Genomic DNA, 18,175 nt, shown 5'->3' with positions numbered 1-18,175 from the left:
GTGACTCCTTCCCCCCCATCATTATGGTCTCCTATTAGTGGAGGTATAACTAGTCCGTTAGGATATAGAGCTGCTGGAATAAAATCTGGTTTAAAAAGCTCTGGTAAATTAGACTTAGCCCTACTCTTGGCTCCAAAGGATGCTATTTGTGCAGGCACTTTTACGCAATCTTCAATTCGTGCTGCATGTGTAGATATTTGTCAACAAAAGCTTAAAGAATGCGCAGGTAAAGTTAGAGCTGTTCTTATTAACTCTGGTCAAGCCAATGCTTGTATAGGTAAACAAGCATTTATTGACTCTTATAGAGCTATTAATGATTTGTCAGATCACTTAGGTTTACCTACTTCGCAAGTTTTGATGTGTTCGACAGGTGTCATAGGCGAAGCAATACCTATGCAAAAATTATTAAATGGATTGGAAAAACTTGTTTCTAGTTTAGATGATTCTGGTGGTAATAATGCTGCTCAAGCAATTCTTACAACAGATCTTGTTGATAAACAAATAGCCTATGAATCATTTGTAGATGGCAGACGAGTCCGAATCGGAGGTATGGCAAAAGGTTCAGGTATGATTCACCCCAATATGGCAACGATGCTTGCATACTTAACTTGTGATGTTGGTGTATCTTTTGATTTATGGTCGACAATGATCCAACGAGTTGTGAACTCTTCTTTTAATGCAATTAGCGTTGATGGAGATACAAGTACTAATGATTCTTTTTTAGCCTTTTCTTCTGGTGAACCTGTTGCAGATAAATTCCTAGAACATATAGAAATGGGATTACTCAAGACATCTCAACATTTAGCCAAAGCTATTGCTAGAGATGGTGAAGGAGCAAATTCTTTGCTTGAGATTAAAGTAGAAGGTTGTAAAACTTCGGAAGATGCGCGCTTGATAGCCAGAACAATTATTAGTTCTTCATTAGTTAAGACAGCGATTAATGGACATGATCCAAATTGGGGAAGGATTGTAGCTGCTACTGGAAGAGCAGGAGTGCCATTATCATCCGACGAAATTGATTTATGGATTGGATCTTTTCAATTAGTTAGCAGAGGCGAACCAATTCTTTTTGATCGTTCTAAAGTTTCAGAGTATATGAAGGAGAAATTTAACGATAATTATTTGCAGAATAATTCAATTACAATTCGACTTAAAGTTGGCAAAGGTAAAGGAGAGGCCGTAGCTTGGGGTTGTGACTTATCGGAGGAATATATAAGGATAAATGCAGATTATACTACTTAAGCTCAAGATCTATTACAGGACAGCGGATATAAGCACATTTAGATAGAGGAGTAACTACAAAGTAAAAGTACTTTGGAATGTATTGCATACAGATCGTGATAGACAATTTCTTTCGAATTTAAAAATTAGATAAGCTTTGCTTTTAACGCTATTAAATTATTTAGCTTAGACAAATTCAAACCTGTAGGTTCAGGTGCACATTTTTTAATTTGATGAGTAATTACTTTCCCAATTACTATTATGGAAGGAGATTCTATACCTCTATATCTCTGTTTTAGTAAAAGTTTATTTAATGGTGCTTTGATATATTGCTGATTGGCTAACGTCGCTTGATGAATTATGGCTGATGGCGTTTCAGGATCTAAACCACCAGCAATCAGCTCATTAATAATGTAATTAAGATTATGCATACCCATATAAATGACTATTCCATCTGAGGCGTTTGCAAGTCTACGCCACTTTACTGAAGAATGTTTTTTGTCCTTTCCCTCATGACCTGTCACGAATGTAACTGACGATGCTGTTTCCCTATGTGTTAAAGGAATTCCCATGTAAGTAGGTGCCGCCATACCTGAAGTAATACCAGGTACTACTTGAACCTGAATATTATGTTTAATTAGCCACTCTGCTTCTTCACACCCTCGACCAAACAAGAAAGGATCTCCACCTTTAAGACGCACTACAGAATTGTGGTCTTTTGATATTTCCACTAAGAATTTGTTGATTTGCTTTTGATCAAGTGAATGGTTACCACGTCTTTTGCCAACAAAAAAATGTCTACATGAATCAGGAGTATATTTGAGAAATTCTTTTGGTATTAAAGCGTCATAAACCAAGGCATCACATTCAGTTAGCAATCTTTTTGCTTTGACTGTTAGTAAATCAGGATCTCCTGGACCTGCTCCTACTAAATAAATTGTTCCATTATTGTTTTTTTTCATGGTAAGTGAGTCAAAATATTAATTAATCCAAATAAGAAGATATCAATTTCTAATAAAGATGAAATTGAGTCATGTGTTCTTAAATTTTTTGTATTTTTATTAGGTGTTAATGAAAAAGGAATTGGGGTATATATTGGATCTTCTTTTTCTCTTAATTTACTCCATTTGCTCCATGGCTCAATGGGTATTTTTAATGTTCTGTTTAACTTTTCTAAATAACTTGAACCAATACTATTATTTAATGGATGATGAAGTAGTATAGGTTTTCCGATTTGGGATTCAATATTAATGAAATATTTTAATATTGAAATCCATTGGTACCAGCAACCTAAAAAAGGCAGTAATTGTGTATTTATCCCTTCATGATTTAAACGTTTACATATTTGAGGAATATCATGTTGCACATGTTTGCCAGGCAGTAACAATAATGGAACCACTAGAACAGAAGAAGATCTTGAATGTTTAGGTTTCTTTTGTGTGAGTACTTCTAGATCAACACTAGACCCTCTAAGATATTCTACTTGTTTGATGACGTAATTTACTAATGGGTGGATATAACCTCCTGATGAGCCATGTATAATTAATCTCAAGCTTCGAAATGGACTAACATTCTTAATTTTTGGTATCATTCGCAACGGATTTTTTTTAGATAAAGATGTTGAGCTAAAATTAGTTTTGTTTTTATTATACGAAGAAATTATAGAGGAACTATGTATACTATTAACATTATAATTAGTGACTTGAGAATTCATAAAGTGAAAAGAACTCGAAAATTTAAGACCACTTTTCATAGAGACCTGGCTGCGATGAAGCACGTCTGGGAAATGCTGAAAAGAGGAACTATTACAGCTTTTGGTGAAATCGGACGCCAATATCATTGATCAAGTTGATTAGTAAATAGCAAAAAACAGGTACCGCTTTAGGTAGTCATTTATACTAAAAAATTATTTTAATCAAAATTTATAAATTGTAATTTCAGATACAAAAGATATGCACACCATGAGAGTTAATAATACTAATTCGATTTTAAATATCGATCATTCAATTAACTGGATGTGTTCAATTTAAATTCAATTAGATTTACTTTCTAAAAAAATGTATCAATGACGACAATTTCTAAACCTTTAAAGTATTATCTCAAAGATAAAAAATTAAATAAGATTGAAAAAGATAAGCATGAAAAAGATGGATTAGAAGTAGGTAGTCAATTAGAGGAATTTGCAAGACTAGGCTGGGAAAATATTGATAAAACAGACTTACAATTAAGATTAAAATGGTATGGAATGTTCTGGAGACCTAAGACCCCAGGAAAGTTTATGTTGAGATTAAGAATACCAAATGGCGTTCTTAATTCAATCCAACTAAGTATCATAGCTTCAATTGTTGCCAGATATGGTGAGAATGGAAACTGCGATATAACCACTAGGCAAAATTTACAGCTGCGAGGGATTCTGATAAGTGATCTGCCAGAAATACTTAGAAGATTGAAATTGGCAGGTATAGAAACAATACAATCAGGATTTGATAATCCAAGAAATGTAACAGGTAATCCTTTGGCAGGAGTAGATCCAGAAGAAGTAATTGATACCAGACCTTATACATTTAAGTTAAATGAATTTCTAACAAAAAATGGTCAAGGTAATCCAGAATTCTCCAATCTTCCAAGGAAGTGGAACACAGCTGTTGCAGGGGCAAGTGACAATTTTCTTTTACACAATGATTTAGTTTTTCATCCAGTTTTTAATAATGGAGAATTAGGTTTTAGTGTCTGGGTTGGAGGTATTCTATCTTCTGTTTTAAATGATTATGCGATTCCATTGAATGCTTGGATTCAAGAAGATCAAATTTGTCAATTAACTCAAATAATTTTAACTATATGGAGAGATAATGGAGAAAGGTCTGCAAGGCCAAAAGGTAGGTTTAGGAGTTATTTAAATCAGATAGGGATTGAAAAATTTCGTTCTTTAGTAGAAGAGAAATTTGGAGAACTTCAGGAAGACCCAGGTTCATACTTTAGCAAGAAACCTAGATCATTTTTTGGTATTAATAATCAAAAGCAAGAAGGTAAATTCTATGCTGGTATTCATGTTCCCGTTGGTAGGCTTACATCGAATGATCTTCAAGATTTATCAGATCTTATTAACAAGTATGGGACTGGAGAATTACGACTTACTGAAGATCAAAATATAATCATTATTGATATTCCTGAGGAAAATCTATTTGATTTCAAAAATGATAATTTACTAAGGAAATTCCCTTTAAACCCTCGTAAAGTATCTGCTGGAACTGTCTCATGTACAGGGAAGACTTATTGCGGATTTGCATTAGTCAACACCAAAGATCAAGCTCAAAAAATCGCAGAAGAATTAGATAATGAGCTAATCCTGCCAGAGGAATTAAAGATTCATTGGACCGGTTGTCCCAATAGTTGTGGTCAGGCATACATGGGAGCTATTGGTTTGACTGGTAAAAGAACCAAAGACAAACATGGCAAAACAGTTGAGGCATTTGATATTGCTATTGGCGGGATGCAAGGACCAGTTAATAAAGTAGGTAAATTACATAAAAAATCAGTTCCTATTTATGAATTGAAAGATACTATTAAGCAACTTTTGATTGATAATTATAAAGCATTACCCAGGCTACAAAATAATGATGATTTTTTTTCGCGTTTTATGAATTGGTTTAGTGAACTCGGAGAAGCTAGTACTGATTAGTTAATTACTTTCTTCTCAACTTTAAAATTATTTTATTCAACTCATGGATACAAAATCAAAAAAACAAAATTCTTTCTCTTCATTCTTTCATTGGATTTCTGCTTTAGTCAATGATGAACCTTCAATTAAGGAAGTTAATGGAGGCCAGGATTTCTTTTCTAAATTAATGAATCGTATAAGCGGCTAAAAGTATTCACCAAAAAAACAATTTACAAATCAAAATGCAATCAAACCCTTCCCAGATGGACTATGTCCTGCCGAATGAATTAGTAGATGGGATGATAATGGCAGGAGGGAAAAAATCTAATGTAAGTATCAAAAATTTATTGCTACGTGGCTTCTATTCCGGTGCCATTCTTGGATTGGCTACATGCCTTGCTATTACTGTAGGGATTCAATCAGGTATGCCTTTTTTGGGCTCAGTACTATTCCCTTTTGGTTTTGCAAGCATTGTTCTTTTTGGAATGGAATTAGTGACTGGTAACTTTGCTCTGTTACCTATGGCAACCTGGGCGGGTAAAAGTACGTGGCAAGCAACGTTTAGGAATTGGATATGGGTGTGGATAGGTAATTTTCTTGGAACAGCTCTTGTTGCACTTTTATTGTCTATTAGCCTTACTAGTGCAGGTACTGTTGAACCGCTAGCTGCGGCGGCGGGAGGGAAAGGTTGGGCTGTAGTCGCTGCAAAAATTATTGCTATAAATAAGTCAAATGTTTTGGTTAAGTATCAAGCATTAGGTAGCACAGGATTGTTTTTAGCTTTTTTACGGGGTGTTATTGCCAATTGGTTGGTTTGCCTTGGCGTGACAATGGCTTTAGTTAGTAAAAGTGTTCCTGGCAAAATCCTTGCTTGTTGGCTTCCTATTACCGCATTCCAAACTATGGGTATGGAACATATAGTAGTGAATATGTTTCTTCATACAGCTGGACCTTTACTAGGTTCAGGGGTTGGCTTTAACCAAGTTATTTTTTGGAATTTTCTGCCAGTAACTCTAGGCAATATTGTTGGTGGGATGGTCTTTATTGGTATGCTTTTCTATAGCACTCATAGAACCAAAATGAGTAATGTTCTACCTAAGGTTCATGATGAGAAATTAGAAAGAGAATTGGCTGCGGAACTAGGGGCACGTTAGTTTGATAGATGATTATTACAGAAACTCAAATATGGGATAGGTTTAATACGAATAAATCCACCTTAATATCAGCAGATTGGTTAAAGGGTGTTTATTCATTAGATTTATCTGATGAACTTCGTTGGACTATTGGAGAACGATTAGGGCTTTTAGCGAAAGAAGGTTGGGATGTGATTAAGGTGCTTATCGATGTCTATGGTAATCAACCTGAGTTAATACATGCTGCAGGTCTATGTCATCAAGAAGGAGCCTGCAACTTTTTGTTGCAGCTTTTAAGAGAACAAGCTAAACCTAACATTATTCTTGTCAGAGCTCTCGCCTGTTGGGGTGCAATACTTTCCACGCAAGAACTTAAAAGAATCTTAGGTGAAAATTCAATGCAGATGCGTTTAGCCGGTTTAAATTTGCTAAGTTTTAAAGCTCATTTGCTGACTGTAAATGAACTACTGGATATAGTTGTGGATTTGTTAGATGATTTTCGAGAAGAAGTAGTTATACAGGTTATAAAAATACTTCAGCGTCGAGATGAAGTTGAAATCATTGATTGTATCAGTCAAATTGCACGTAATGGGACTGACAAAATAGTAGAAACTGCTTTGATAGCTTTGGGCTCTATTGGAACCATACAAAGTGTAGAGTCATTGTCTAAATTATCACAACAATTCGTGAGTGAAACTCATAGAAGTATCGCGCAAAAACAAATCTCACATCAACATATAAATTCTTCGTTAGACTGCATGATTTGACTCCTGAAGAAATTTTCAAATGCTAATGATACTATCTAGTTCTCAAATCTACTGACTTCAAAGGATTTAATTTCTAATTTAACCTTTATCTTCTTTTTTTTCGGATGAGAAGTATTAGATTAATGTTAATAGGTTCTAATGGATATCAGCCATTGGAGGTAACGGGGAAAAGCGGTGTAAATCCGCTGCTGTCCCGCAGCTGTGAACTATCGAAATTCATCGATATCAGTCAGAATGCCCGCCTTATTTCAAATTCGACGAGGATCGGTCTATGACTCTTACTTTTTTTGTGCGTAAGTATTTGCTTTTCGCTTTAGCTTCTTGTTGTTTTTTGTTAATTGCTGTAGTTTCTCCAGGATTAGCCCATCATCCCTTCGGCATGGGAGATGGTTCGGATCTGTCAGTTTGGCAATCTCTAGTTAGTGGTGTTGGACATCCATTGCTTGGACCAGACCATTTGCTTTTTATGTTAGGTATTGCCTTATTGGGATTAAAAAGTACGAAGAGATGGGTTTTACCTCTTTTAGCTTTTGGTTTAGGAGGAAGTGCATTTGCGCAGTTGCAGCCTTTACCTTATTTGCTTACTCCGTGGATAGAGGCAATTGTCTCTTTATCGTTAGCCATAGAAGGTTGCATTGTTCTCAATTTTTTGAGTTCAAAGTGGCTCCTTCCAATGTTTGCTTTACACGGCTATTTACTGGGGAACACCATTGTTGGGGTTGAATCGACTCCTCTGATAGGTTATTTCGTAGGTCTTTTTCTTGGCCAAGGATCTTTACTGCTACTTGTCACTGCAGCATCTCAAAAAGTGATAAATAGTTTTGATGTAAATCGACAGAATGTCTTTGCTGGTATCTGGATAGGAATAGGAGTTGCGTTTTCTTGGGTTGCTCTTATTCAATAATCTCTAGCACTTAAGAGATGTTAGAAGAAATGAAACATTATAGGCCTTAAAATTTATTCGTTAATGAAGATCAATAGTAAAGAAACTTAGCTTGTAAAAGGACATGAAAAACCTGTTGTTCTCTACACATATTATTGTCTATAGGTTTAATTCTATCGAGGATAGTTGCAATGCAACTCATTTTAAATGATTCATTCCTTATCCCCAAAAAATTACATATGTGATCATTTGCGATTGTAGGTCGAGCATGGGATAATCTTACTTCGTTAACTAAAATAATTAGTTTATCTTCTAAGTAGTTTATTTCATTTTCATTGAGGATCTCTCCTGTTGAGTATTTAATCATTAGTTCATCTTCATTCATTAGTTTAAAAGGAACGCTAGTTTAGAGATTTCCAGAAATAGTTTCTTTGCAAAGAAACATATCGGACCCTTCAATAATTCAAAACATCTACCATGGGCCATGACATCCATTGATTTCTTGTCCGAAGACCTCTCACACCCTGCTTGTTGAATAGGAGTAAGCAAAGACAAAAGCTTTTGGTATTTAAAAACAATGGTTACCATTTCTATTCTACTAAGTCCCATTTCTTTTCTTGGAACTATATTTAAGCAATAATATTCATCTCTAAAGCCTTTGAATATTTTATAGAAATCTTTATTCGCCACACTACTAGCTTTTTTTTGTACTCGATACAACAGTCTTATATCATATAAAAAAGGATAAAACTTTTAATGCGTTTTGATTCTCGACCATCTGAATACAGGAAAGGATCATTTCACAACAAATTGGGAATGACATTAATGTGGTTATTTTTCTTTTTAATAGCTTTACAGCTTATTAGACTTGTCTTCAGTTTTGTCTAGATCCTATAATTTTTTTAATTGTCTAAAGTTAGAGAAGATTCTTGAAATTAATTCATCAATATTATTGCCCTTATTGTTCACCACGTTATCAGTTTCATAAACGGAGTAGAGATGGAGTAATGATCTGCGGCCAATGTGGAGATCAATTAGTGAAAAAAACTTTGGTAAAGCCCGTTCAAGTATTTGCTCTCATTGCTGCAACTGCTTTTATTGCGCCTTTGATATTTATGGTTTTTGGTAGTTTTAAGCAGACTCTAAATAAACCAAGATTTCAAATAACTAATAAACCACTGCCTATGATGTCTGAAACCATAAGACCAAATAATTAGATATTGCAGGCAATTAATCTACAGGTAATAATACTTAAGCCAACAGGTCCCGATCTTCTTGGATGCATAGCCAAGGAACAGAGTTTTCATGATTATTAGAAAAGCTTCTTTAAAAGGGGATTTTTTTACTTCTTGATCATATTTTTACTAATGTTGTATATATACTTAACTAATTCCAATGACTGACGAGATTAAAACCGATTCAAAAAAGTGTCAGAAAAACAGGCATGTAATGATTGCTTATGGTTTTGTTCAGTTAGGTTCTAGCTTCGTTTCCGCATTATCACTTTCTTTAATTGCATTAGGTTTTGCTTCAGTTACTAAGGAGTCAAAATTGTTTAATAATTGCGTTGAAGATCTAAGAGAAGCTGGTAGCCGTACATCTGCGGCTGTCCGTTTTTGTAATGGAGGGAAATAAGAACCCTTTAGTCCCTGGTTCTCTTCCTTACTTTTAACTATAAGAATTGGATTAACAGAATCTCTTTTATTCCTAAAACGTTGTCGGTGAAGCTATCTGTTTCATTAATATCAATCGTGGCCTGTTTACTTTTTTAAAGCATATGAGAATAATTGTTCTACAAATGTAATTTTGCTTTTTGTCGTATGAATTAAAAGTATTTCAATATCTGGAAATCTAATCATATATACGATAAAAAAGTTTAGTACTTAATAATGAGATGGCTGTTAAGACGTATTTGCGGGATAAGCAGAAGACACTAGGGTTGAGATATCAACATGTAGCAAAACAGCTTGAATCTACATATGGATTAATTCAAGAGAAGGTAACTTCAAGGTTTTATAGAGAAACAACTGAAATAGAATTAGTACGATCTAACTTAAATAGGTTGCTGCAAAAATCTATAATACCTACTAAAAACAAAACAATATCGCAGATTAAGGACTCTAAATTACCGACATTATCAAATAAAAAAGCAGATAATCATCATAAAGACAATATTGATTGGACTCGTGGTAGATTTTCTGGTCAAATAGTACAGATAATTGTAATCAAAGGCCAGGTTATTGAGAAAGTTTTTCTTACACCTAAAGGTAATCTAATTTCAGTAAAAAGAAGAGAGCTGGGCTTGTTGGCAAGATTATCCTTACGAACTTAGTACAAAGAATCAATGATAATAAAATACCATGATTAAGATTTATTCTTTTATCATCTTTTTTCACTTTAAGTTTAATTAACTTATCCATAGATTTATTCTTATTACATAATCATTGCATTTATTTAAAATCTTGATAAAGATTTTAAATACTTATACTTTCTAAAAATCTTTCTACTTGCTCTATATTTTGATATCGTATATTAGGTGACATCAAAATAGAGTATTGTATTCATACTCTATTGAAACTAGAGTTTTGAAATAGATTTAACAAATCGATCAACTCTTTCCCAGTCTGTTAACTCATATACTTGTGAAATATCTTTAGGACCATTAGTAATAACCATTATGAACAAAATGGCTAGCTTATTTGCACAATCTAAACTTGGATAATCTAACCTTCCTGCAAAAACTTCTTTTATAGATGGATTCCAGTTAACTTTTTTTAGGAATTTGATAATATAGGGATTAGTTTCAGGAGCGTTTTTTTCTGGTTTTCGTGCTGTTAGATTAATAGAAAAGAAACCAGATTTTTTTCTTTCTAATAGTTGTTTATGTGTTTCAATAAACTCATAAACATTTTTCCTATGATAACCGTATCTTACGCTTGCTCCGATAACTATTTCATCAAATGCATCCAGGTTAAATTGATTATATTCTTCCATAGAAGAAATTGATATTTCTTTTTCTTGATCTAATTTATCTTTAATATATTCAGAAATATGTTTGGTATGCCCGTCAATACTAGAATATAGAATTAGAAGTTTAGATTTCTCTACAGCCACGTCTTGAAGTTTCAAACTCCCTGCAGTTTACTAACCCAAATACCTAAATTTGAGAATTATCAATTTCTATGAATTATTCAATCTTTAAGAATATTGAAATCGGTCTATTTTAGTCTATAGAAGTATGTCTGGATTTAAAGATGGCTAAAACTATAGAGCCACCCACTTTATCTTTCTATGGAACACAAAAAGCATATTTACATTTAAATGAATGCTCTTAGGAGAGCTGTTAAAATAATTTTCTTAGCATATAGACTCTATTTCTTCTCTTACACATCTCTTTGTTCATCCTTGTTACTGTAATTATTAGTTCTTCATATGAGAATACTCAGTTGGGACGACTTTGATATCTGTATTAAAAGCATTGTTTTGGCTTGTGATAAAAAAGAATTTTGTGGTGTTTATGGAATTCCTCGAGGAGGTATTTGTTTAGCGGTTGCGCTTAGCCATGCTTTGAATATCCCCTTCCTTGATCATCCTCAAACTGGATGTCTCGTCGTTGACGATGTCTACGAAACTGGGACAACACTTAGCGAAGTCTTTGACCATGCAGATATGACAGCTTTTGTTTGGTGTAGCAAAGTTCAACCAAAGTGGTGGAATGCTATAGATGTATCCGAGTCTCATGAATGGATTATTTTTCCTTGGGAGAATATAGATTTTGCAGTTGAAGATGAGTGTTCTTACAAAAGTCGTCGCCTTTGAATGTAAATGCCTAAAAAAATTATTTATTTAGCATCTCCATATGGTTTTGCGGAGCAATGGCGTGAAAAACTTCTTCCTGAATTTATTGACGAACTTGAAGCAATAGGAGCTGAAGTTTGGGAACCCTTCCAAAGAAATAATCAAATTGATACTTCTCGTAAAGGTTGGGCACATAAGGTTGCTATTTCTGATCTTGAAGATGTTAAAAACTCTGATGGTATGTTTGCCATTATTAATGGAACTCCACCAGATGAAGGAGTGATGATTGAATTGGGTGCAGCAATAGCATTAGGTAAACCAATTTTTTTGTTTCGTGATGATTTTCGTCGTTGTACAGATTCAGAAGATTATCCACTTAATTTAATGGTGTTTGCAGGTCTTCCCGCCATTGGTTGGGAGGATTACTTTTATACTTCCCTCATAGATATTCGAACCAAAGACAAATCACTTTACAAATGGCTCAAATCATAAATATATTTTTCATCAAGCTAATAATTTTGGATCATCTTTTGACATTCATTTTTCTGGATTAACAAATTTTTCTGACTCTTTAAGCAGAAATCAAATAATTCCGTTATTGTCACTGTTGAAATTACAAATTATTGGACAATGCTTCGTAAGCAAGAAAAAAACGCTATCACGAGAGGAGTTCTTCTTTCAGTAGGCTGGGGATTAGGCCTAGACAGGTTCTATGAGGGAGATAAGAAAGGAGGAATACTTTCTATAATTGGTTGGTCTATAATATTTATAAGTTTTTTCTCTTTACAATGCTCCGGTGTTGAATATGTTGATGGAGTTAAGGACTATGCGAATTACAGCCCTAATCCATATATTATTATCCCTTTAATTGCAGGAGTGTATGGAGGTTATTTAATTATTCGCAAGGCATTAAAACTTGCCAAGCAATTTGAAAACTCAGAAGAATAAATTAATTTGAACTAGTTCTAGTAAAAGCAATTATCATTAAGTATATTAATACTTAAGGATAATTTTTAGATTTATAGAAAAATATTCTGAGTGACTTTATTTACACAGAGTTTTAAAATTAAAAAAATTATATTAGCCTCAATTTTGTTTTAATCATTTCATGCTTTTCAGTTTTTCTCTTATTATAGATATTTACTGAAGATATAAAGTTAACCAACATATCGCAAGTAATATAAGCTTTTCTAAAGAAACTATTACTCAAAAGCTTATTGATTTGAATAGTGAGCTTAGTACGTTAGATAAAGTGCTTAAGAAAATGATTCAAGTTAATCAATCTACATAAATAAATTATCTATAGATCTATCTCATTACTTCTTTCATGGTGTTTCTTTTCTTCAGTACTGATCATTTCTGCAAATGTTTTTGAACTATCTATTAATTCTTCATAATTACCTGAGGCTTTAATTTTTCCATCTTCGAATTCGTAAATACAATCACATTTTTTTATCGTTGAAAGTCTATGTGCAATTATAACAATTGTGCATCTACGACCAATTAGCTCTATTGCATTCATTACTTCTGCTTCTGTTTTTGTATCCAGTGCACTAGTGGCTTCATCAAGAACTAGAAAATGAGAGTTTTTATAGAATGCTCTCGCTAAGGCAATTCGTTGTCTTTGTCCACCTGATAATCTAATTCCATTTTCACCTACAGAGGTATATAGGCCTAACGGTAAATCAGCAACAACATTATCAATTTGGGCAGCTTTTAATGAGTCCCATACTCTTTCAATACTGATATTATTTTCTTCAATACCAAAGGCAACATTTTCTAGAATACTTCCATTGAGGAGATTAATAGATTGTGGTACATAAGAGCAGCAAGCTTGCCATGAAAGAATTTCAGACTCACTAACTTCAATACCATCAACTTGTAATGAACCTGATGATGGTCTTAATAGAGAGAGTAATTGGTTTGCTGTTGTTGTTTTTCCACTACCAGTTTTTCCTACAAGTGCAATTCTTGCTCCTACTGGAATAGTGATGTTTATATTTTTTAAAACGTAATTATTATTATTTGGATACTTATATTTTAAGTTACTTAAACTAATATTTTTTCTAGGTTCTAAACCTTCAGGTGATGTAACGCCTTTGCTTCTTAATATCAATCTTTCATTTGGTAATTCTACTAATTTTAGAGTCTCCTCAAGATCTGGTAGTCCTCCCCTGAGTCTAGTTAAACCCTGAAATAGATCTTGAAGTGGAGGTGTTAACTTTAGAGATGCTACTGCAATAGTTGCAACAAAAGGTACAATTTCAACAAGGTTTGAAGGTTGTTTATTACTTATTAAAGGAAATAAACCTACTGCAAAGATTAGAGTGACTCCGAATGGTTCTATAATTGCTCTGGGAAGTGTTGGCAGTGTTTCAGCCTTCCATAAAAAAGGTATAGCATTTTCACCAGCTTTGGCATATTTTTTCTCAAAATAAAGTTCAGAATTAGTTAAATGTACATCAGTTATAGCCTTGATAGATTCAGTTAAGACATTATTAGTTTCTGTCTCTAATAAAATTCTTTCTTTATTGGCTGATCTGATATAAGGAGTGACTATCAGTGATATAAATGTATAGCAAACTAGTAAGCTAAAAATTAAATAAAGTGCTCTTGGTTCGCCTACTATTAGAATCGCCAAGCAAATAAAAGCAACTATGCATAAACCACTACTTATTTGTAATAGAGGGAAAATTACTTTTTCTGATGCTCGTGAAATATTTAATAGAATTTTTCCTGATAAATCATTCGTCTTATTATTCAAAAAGAATTCATATTTTTGGGCCATTAACTTTTGTTGTGCTAGCTCTGATAGATCTAGCCATATAGAAGCAGTAAGTTTTTCTTGACATGCTCTTAAGAAGAATTTTAAAAATGATGCCAACCAATTCATACTTATATAAAAAATTACTAACCATAAAATTTTTGCTACTGGATCATTTGGGACAAGTTCTTGAAAGGGTATTGAAGGTTTATTAGGTTGACCGACAACAAGACTAAATAGTCTAGAAATTAGTCCTACTACGAATAAGTCTGCTAATCCTGCAATAGCAGATACAGGTAACAGTAGACCAATCGATCTTTTCCTTCTGAAAGAAAGAACTTTCAGAAGCCTCCAAAGAAGATCAAAGGTTTTACTGCTTCTAATCATTTACCGAAGTTACTCATTCTTGTGAGTTACTTTTATGTGCTCAGGCCAGTTCGACGGCTGTGTGCGATTACAAAAATAAAGAGGAGCCCTTTCAGGCTCCATGGATCATTTGGTTAATAAGGCTGATCTAACCCCATCTCCCTATAAGGGTCAGGCCGCAACAAGTGCTTTCTGACGAGAGAAACTAACTATGTTGTTAGCGTTTATGTGTTTGCTCTTACCGAGCAGGCTTCAGTCACCCTCCTAATGCCCCGTCGAAACCATTGCAGCCCCAGATTATTAATTAATGGAGCTGAGCGGAATCGAACCGCTGTCCGAGAAACCGGTGTGGATCACCTAGTCCATTCGAAAATAGACAGTTACATTCTTGCAGCAATACGAATATTGAAGCAATAGATTTATTTATATACCTACAGATAGATATTTCTTAGATTAGATCGATGAGTCAATCAATGAAATTAATAGCTGTATTGCCCCAAGGTCTTGAAGAAGAAGGGGCAAAAGAGTTAATAGAATTAGGTGCTAAGTCAGTTGTCCCAAAAAGTAGAAGTGTATTATTCAATGCGGATTGGTCTTGCTTCTATAGAGTTCATCTCTGTGCAAGATTACCCTTTCGTTTTTTAAGAGAAATAGCAGAATTTCAATGTAATTCCCCAGAATCTCTTTATGAAAATGTTCAAAGAGCTTTTGATTGGAAGGAATGGATACATCCTTCTTTGAGCTTTAGAGTAGATGTTTCAGGCAGCACCTATGGTTTACCCAGTAATCATTACTCAGCTTTACAAGTTAAGAATGCAATTATCGATGTACAGAGATCATATTTTGGTTTGCGATCAAACGTAAATTTAGATAAACCTGAATTTTGTATACATCTTCATCTTGGAGGAGGTAAGGCAGCTTTAAGTTTTGCTAGCTCTACTCATAGTATGCATAGAAGAGGATTTAGACCTGCAATGGGTTTAGCGCCACTCAAGGAAAATATTGCAGCAGGACTTATTCGGGCAACACAATGGAATTACTCAACACCGCTAATTGATCCTTTATGTGGTTCTGGAACCTTTTTAATTGAGGCAGTAAGTATTGCCCTTGGATTACAAACTGGCCTTAAGCAATCTTTTCTATTTGAGCAGTGGTTGGATTTTGACTCTCAGCTGTGGGCTAATGAAAAAGAAATTGTTAAACAGCATTTACCTAAAACTAATCAACTTCCATTAATCATCGGCTGTGAAAAGAATTTTGATATTGCTGAGCAAGCAAGGATTAATATTGCTGAAGCGAATTTGCAGTCATTTATAGAGGTTAAAAATATACATTTTGGTGATTTAAGTTTGCCTGATGAAAAAGGAATATTGTTATGTAATCCTCCATATGGAAAAAGGCTAGGGAATCAAAATGAGTTAGAATTACTTTATAAAGAGCTTGGTATATATTGCAAAACGAAAGCATCTGGTTGGAATTTATGGCTATTGAGTGGTAATGCTAATTTAACTAAATTCCTTAAAATGAAAGCAACTAAACGTATGCCTATTAGCAACGGAGGTATTGATTGTAGGTGGTTAAATTATAGAATTAATTAATTTTTTCCGAGTACGGCTTTTGTCGTCTTGCTAATACCCTCTAAAGTTTCTGGCAAGTATGGACCTCTGGCTAAATAACCTCCTACCCTTAAACTTATACCAGCTAAAGTTACATCCATAAAAGCAATTAATAAAATAGTTAATTCTATTGAGAATTGTAATTTTGATACCATTAATATTCCCAGTAATAGATGAAGAAAAAGTAATGTAAATAGCATTAATATTCCTCCTAAAGCCAAGAAAACTCCACCACTAATGAGACGTCGCTTCTCTCTATCCATTTCTTGCAGAGCAATTCTCACATGTAAATCCATGATTGAATTAGCTAGTGCTGTGACTCTTGCTGCTGCACCAAAGTTTTTTTTGCTTTTATATTCAGTCATTAGGATTTCCTCCCTCCAGCCAGAAGTAGTCCAAGTAGAACACCAACAGTAGTTGCAATTCCAATAGAAAGTAAGGGTCTTTGGCGGACAGGTTTTTCTATTCTTGGGCGCAGTGAACTATTTAATTCATCTAATAAATCTTCCAATTGTTTTTCAAGAGGCTCTAAATTTTCAGCTAGGTTTTTTGTTCGATTACTTGCTGTGTTGAACAGTTCTTCAAGTTGTTCTTTGACCCCATAACTTGTTTTACCTGAGTGAAGAGAAATGACACGCACCAATTCATCCAAGCTGCCACGTGTGGCTTCTAAAGTTTGTTTTGCCATATCCGGCCATCGTTCTTGAATTTGAGGAAGTACGCTTTCAAAATGATCATTGAACCATTGCTCCTCTTTTTCAGGAGGAGGATCCATCTGACTTTGATCGTGGGAATTAGAATTCACTGATTCCATAAGCCCCAGAAACTTTGTTCAAGCCTAGTTAGGCTTTTGCTGAATCGAAACCCTTCTAAAGGTCGATTTTTTCAAATCAAAGCAGCTTAAATTTCCTTTTCTCTTAAAAAAAACTCAAATATTGGCCCTTTTTAAAATTTCTCCGTCGTCTTTGCTTACATTTATTGCGATGAGAAGTGATTTAGTGCTAAAGGTCTTGTATATATTCTCTAGTTTTTTTGACCATGGACGGTGGAGTATTAGCAATGTTTTTTGCGTCCAGTACCTTGCCTACTAGTTTTGGCATGATTTTAGCTGCATTTGCTGGAGCAGGAAGTCTCCTATTGATTGCTTTGCGCTTTGTTCCGCAGGGAGACAATTGAACAATTTTTCTTAAGAAACTTTGAAAGAGTGTTTTCTCTTTCATTCAATGATTCTGAAAGAAACTTTTTATCCTTTTATTGGATAATCCAATAAAGGTATATTATTCATTATTTGTTTTCTCAATTTTCAAGATCAAACAAATTTAGCTCATGTGACTATTCAAGATTCAATAGAACCAACTCTTCAGCTTAAATTCCATACTGAGAGATTATCTCGAACTATCCAGAGTTGTAGAGATATTCATCTTTTAAAGGAAATAGCACTTGAGTTAGTAAAAATAAATGAGCAAAAAACGGCCATTGCAAATTGGGCTACATTAAGAGCAGTTGAATTAGAAAAAGCTAGAAAAATAAATAATTAACACTAGATTATTTCTTTTAATGTCTACAGGAAATCGATGGGTGCTGTTAAAGCATATTAATGCCCCTGATGATCAAAAAAAAATACACTTTGATCTACTTATAGAGGATAGAAATGCTTGTAGAACCTGGAAGTTATTAGAAATACCAGTTTTAGATGGAAAAAAAGTCGAAGCAATTCATTCTCCCTTGCATAAACTTCAATGGTTAGAGAAGAAGGAAGCTCAAGTTTCAGGAGGGAGAGGCTGGGCTAGCAGAATAGAGTCTGGAGTCTTTATTGGACAGCTTCCAATTGAACGGTTAGATGAGCTAAGTGTTCAATTGCAAAGCAAAACAATCTGTGGATACATAGTAATTAAATCGGGCTTCTGTAAAATTTTTTCTCAAAAATCTAAAATTGATAATTTCAACTTGAGCTTCTCGTAAGTTTCGC

At 34.1% G+C, this 18,175-nt stretch carries 24 protein-coding genes and 1 riboswitch; of the genes, 15 read left to right on the top strand and 9 right to left on the bottom strand.

All coding sequences use genetic code 11. The features are described 5' to 3' along the window. Window positions 1-1,242 carry a bifunctional glutamate N-acetyltransferase/amino-acid acetyltransferase ArgJ gene (gene argJ / locus SOI85_RS06075; RefSeq protein WP_414477782.1) on the top strand — a complete coding sequence of 414 codons (1,242 nt, stop codon included), beginning with the start codon at window positions 1-3 and terminating at the stop codon, window positions 1,240-1,242. 125 nt (window positions 1,243-1,367) lie between these two features. On the opposite strand, the gene cobA is transcribed toward argJ, so the two are convergent. Both cobA and SOI85_RS06065 read right to left on the bottom strand, forming a co-directional pair. Continuing rightward, window positions 1,368-2,183 carry a uroporphyrinogen-III C-methyltransferase gene (gene cobA / locus SOI85_RS06070; RefSeq protein ID WP_320663521.1) on the bottom strand — a complete coding sequence of 272 codons (816 nt, stop codon included), beginning with the start codon at window positions 2,181-2,183 and terminating at the stop codon, window positions 1,368-1,370. Beyond that, window positions 2,180-2,812 (bottom strand): CbiX/SirB N-terminal domain-containing protein, encoded by a 633-nt coding sequence (locus SOI85_RS06065; RefSeq protein ID WP_320663520.1) that lies wholly within the window; start codon window positions 2,810-2,812, stop codon window positions 2,180-2,182. The genes cobA and SOI85_RS06065 overlap by 4 nt, the downstream gene beginning before the upstream one ends. A 474-nt stretch (window positions 2,813-3,286) precedes the next feature. On the opposite strand from SOI85_RS06065, the gene SOI85_RS06060 reads away from it, so the two are divergent. The 5 genes from SOI85_RS06060 to SOI85_RS06040 all read left to right on the top strand — a co-directional run bounded on the left by SOI85_RS06060 (window position 3,287) and on the right by SOI85_RS06040 (window position 7,683). Then, the gene (locus SOI85_RS06060) at window positions 3,287-4,900 is read left to right on the top strand and encodes a ferredoxin--nitrite reductase (protein ID WP_320663519.1); all 1,614 of its coding nucleotides are present in this window, start codon (window positions 3,287-3,289) and stop codon (window positions 4,898-4,900) included. A gap of 43 nt (window positions 4,901-4,943) precedes the next feature. After that, window positions 4,944-5,087, top strand: coding sequence for a ferredoxin--nitrite reductase (locus SOI85_RS06055; protein ID WP_320663518.1), 144 nt, complete (start codon window positions 4,944-4,946; stop codon window positions 5,085-5,087). 55 nt (window positions 5,088-5,142) lie between these two features. Beyond that, window positions 5,143-6,033, top strand: coding sequence for a formate/nitrite transporter family protein (locus tag SOI85_RS06050; RefSeq protein WP_320665138.1), 891 nt, complete (start codon window positions 5,143-5,145; stop codon window positions 6,031-6,033). Window positions 6,034-6,041: 8 nt separating this feature from the next. Next, a complete protein-coding gene (locus SOI85_RS06045; RefSeq protein ID WP_320663517.1) occupies window positions 6,042-6,779 on the top strand; it encodes a HEAT repeat domain-containing protein in 738 nt (245 codons plus the stop codon). A 113-nt stretch (window positions 6,780-6,892) separates the two neighbouring features. Then, a riboswitch (cobalamin riboswitch) is annotated at window positions 6,893-7,040 on the top strand. 10 nt (window positions 7,041-7,050) lie between these two features. After that, entirely contained in the window at window positions 7,051-7,683 is a 633-nt protein-coding gene (locus tag SOI85_RS06040; protein ID WP_320663516.1) for a HupE/UreJ family protein, read from the top strand. A 70-nt stretch (window positions 7,684-7,753) separates the two neighbouring features. Here SOI85_RS06040 and SOI85_RS06035 read toward each other — a convergent pair whose 3' ends face one another. Together SOI85_RS06035 and SOI85_RS06030 are read right to left on the bottom strand one after the other, a co-directional pair. Beyond that, window positions 7,754-8,029: a hypothetical protein gene (locus SOI85_RS06035; RefSeq protein ID WP_320663515.1), complete on the bottom strand. Its 276-nt coding sequence runs from the start codon at window positions 8,027-8,029 to the stop codon at window positions 7,754-7,756. A gap of 17 nt (window positions 8,030-8,046) precedes the next feature. Further along, complete coding sequence (locus tag SOI85_RS06030; RefSeq protein ID WP_320663514.1) at window positions 8,047-8,352, bottom strand: hypothetical protein; 306 nt, start codon at window positions 8,350-8,352, stop codon at window positions 8,047-8,049. Between the two features lie 347 nt (window positions 8,353-8,699). On the opposite strand from SOI85_RS06030, the gene SOI85_RS06025 reads away from it, so the two are divergent. The 3 genes from SOI85_RS06025 to SOI85_RS06015 all read left to right on the top strand — a co-directional run bounded on the left by SOI85_RS06025 (window position 8,700) and on the right by SOI85_RS06015 (window position 9,994). Continuing rightward, window positions 8,700-8,879 (top strand): hypothetical protein, encoded by a 180-nt coding sequence (locus tag SOI85_RS06025; RefSeq protein WP_320663513.1) that lies wholly within the window; start codon window positions 8,700-8,702, stop codon window positions 8,877-8,879. Between the two features lie 178 nt (window positions 8,880-9,057). Then, window positions 9,058-9,297, top strand: coding sequence for a hypothetical protein (locus tag SOI85_RS06020; protein WP_320663512.1), 240 nt, complete (start codon window positions 9,058-9,060; stop codon window positions 9,295-9,297). A gap of 304 nt (window positions 9,298-9,601) precedes the next feature. Continuing rightward, window positions 9,602-9,994: a hypothetical protein gene (locus SOI85_RS06015; protein WP_320663511.1), complete on the top strand. Its 393-nt coding sequence runs from the start codon at window positions 9,602-9,604 to the stop codon at window positions 9,992-9,994. Window positions 9,995-10,239: 245 nt separating this feature from the next. Here the strand turns inward: SOI85_RS06015 and hemG are convergent, their stop codons facing one another. Next, the gene (hemG, locus tag SOI85_RS06010) at window positions 10,240-10,791 is read right to left on the bottom strand and encodes a menaquinone-dependent protoporphyrinogen IX dehydrogenase (RefSeq protein WP_320663510.1); all 552 of its coding nucleotides are present in this window, start codon (window positions 10,789-10,791) and stop codon (window positions 10,240-10,242) included. Window positions 10,792-11,094: 303 nt separating this feature from the next. On the opposite strand from hemG, the gene SOI85_RS06005 reads away from it, so the two are divergent. From SOI85_RS06005 to SOI85_RS05995, 3 genes are all read left to right on the top strand, one after another. Beyond that, on the top strand, window positions 11,095-11,481 hold the full coding sequence (locus tag SOI85_RS06005) for a phosphoribosyltransferase (RefSeq protein WP_320663509.1): 387 nt from the start codon (window positions 11,095-11,097) through the stop codon (window positions 11,479-11,481). A 6-nt stretch (window positions 11,482-11,487) separates the two neighbouring features. Continuing rightward, on the top strand, window positions 11,488-11,952 hold the full coding sequence (locus SOI85_RS06000; RefSeq protein ID WP_320663508.1) for a nucleoside 2-deoxyribosyltransferase: 465 nt from the start codon (window positions 11,488-11,490) through the stop codon (window positions 11,950-11,952). Between the two features lie 138 nt (window positions 11,953-12,090). Continuing rightward, entirely contained in the window at window positions 12,091-12,408 is a 318-nt protein-coding gene (locus SOI85_RS05995; protein WP_320663507.1) for a hypothetical protein, read from the top strand. A gap of 352 nt (window positions 12,409-12,760) precedes the next feature. Here the strand turns inward: SOI85_RS05995 and SOI85_RS05990 are convergent, their stop codons facing one another. After that, window positions 12,761-14,611 (bottom strand): ABC transporter ATP-binding protein, encoded by a 1,851-nt coding sequence (locus tag SOI85_RS05990; protein ID WP_320663506.1) that lies wholly within the window; start codon window positions 14,609-14,611, stop codon window positions 12,761-12,763. Between the two features lie 440 nt (window positions 14,612-15,051). Here SOI85_RS05990 and SOI85_RS05985 point away from each other — a divergent pair, with 440 nt between their 5' ends. After that, on the top strand, window positions 15,052-16,188 hold the full coding sequence (locus SOI85_RS05985) for a THUMP domain-containing class I SAM-dependent RNA methyltransferase (protein WP_320663505.1): 1,137 nt from the start codon (window positions 15,052-15,054) through the stop codon (window positions 16,186-16,188). Here the strand turns inward: SOI85_RS05985 and SOI85_RS05980 are convergent. From SOI85_RS05980 to SOI85_RS05970, 3 genes are all read right to left on the bottom strand, one after another. Further along, window positions 16,185-16,571 carry a phage holin family protein gene (locus SOI85_RS05980; protein ID WP_320663504.1) on the bottom strand — a complete coding sequence of 129 codons (387 nt, stop codon included), beginning with the start codon at window positions 16,569-16,571 and terminating at the stop codon, window positions 16,185-16,187. The genes SOI85_RS05985 and SOI85_RS05980 overlap by 4 nt on opposite strands. Next, complete coding sequence (locus SOI85_RS05975; protein WP_414477781.1) at window positions 16,571-17,020, bottom strand: glycine zipper domain-containing protein; 450 nt, start codon at window positions 17,018-17,020, stop codon at window positions 16,571-16,573. Before SOI85_RS05975 ends, SOI85_RS05980 begins: the two co-directional genes overlap by 1 nt. A gap of 187 nt (window positions 17,021-17,207) precedes the next feature. Next, on the bottom strand, window positions 17,208-17,426 hold the full coding sequence (locus SOI85_RS05970) for a hypothetical protein (protein ID WP_320665184.1): 219 nt from the start codon (window positions 17,424-17,426) through the stop codon (window positions 17,208-17,210). A 108-nt stretch (window positions 17,427-17,534) separates the two neighbouring features. On the opposite strand from SOI85_RS05970, the gene SOI85_RS05965 reads away from it, so the two are divergent. Beyond that, complete coding sequence (locus SOI85_RS05965; protein WP_320663503.1) at window positions 17,535-17,744, top strand: hypothetical protein; 210 nt, start codon at window positions 17,535-17,537, stop codon at window positions 17,742-17,744. A 19-nt stretch (window positions 17,745-17,763) separates the two neighbouring features. Then, window positions 17,764-18,168 (top strand): hypothetical protein, encoded by a 405-nt coding sequence (locus SOI85_RS05960; RefSeq protein ID WP_320663502.1) that lies wholly within the window; start codon window positions 17,764-17,766, stop codon window positions 18,166-18,168. Window positions 18,169-18,175: the final 7 nt, after the last annotated feature.

Origin of the sequence: Prochlorococcus sp. MIT 1223 (assembly GCF_034092465.1) — a bacterium.
In the GTDB taxonomy this organism is placed as follows: Bacteria; Cyanobacteriota; Cyanobacteriia; order PCC-6307; family Cyanobiaceae; genus AG-402-N21.
The sequence above is the reverse complement of the archived record's forward strand: the minus strand, read 5'-3'. Positions and strand labels throughout refer to the sequence as shown.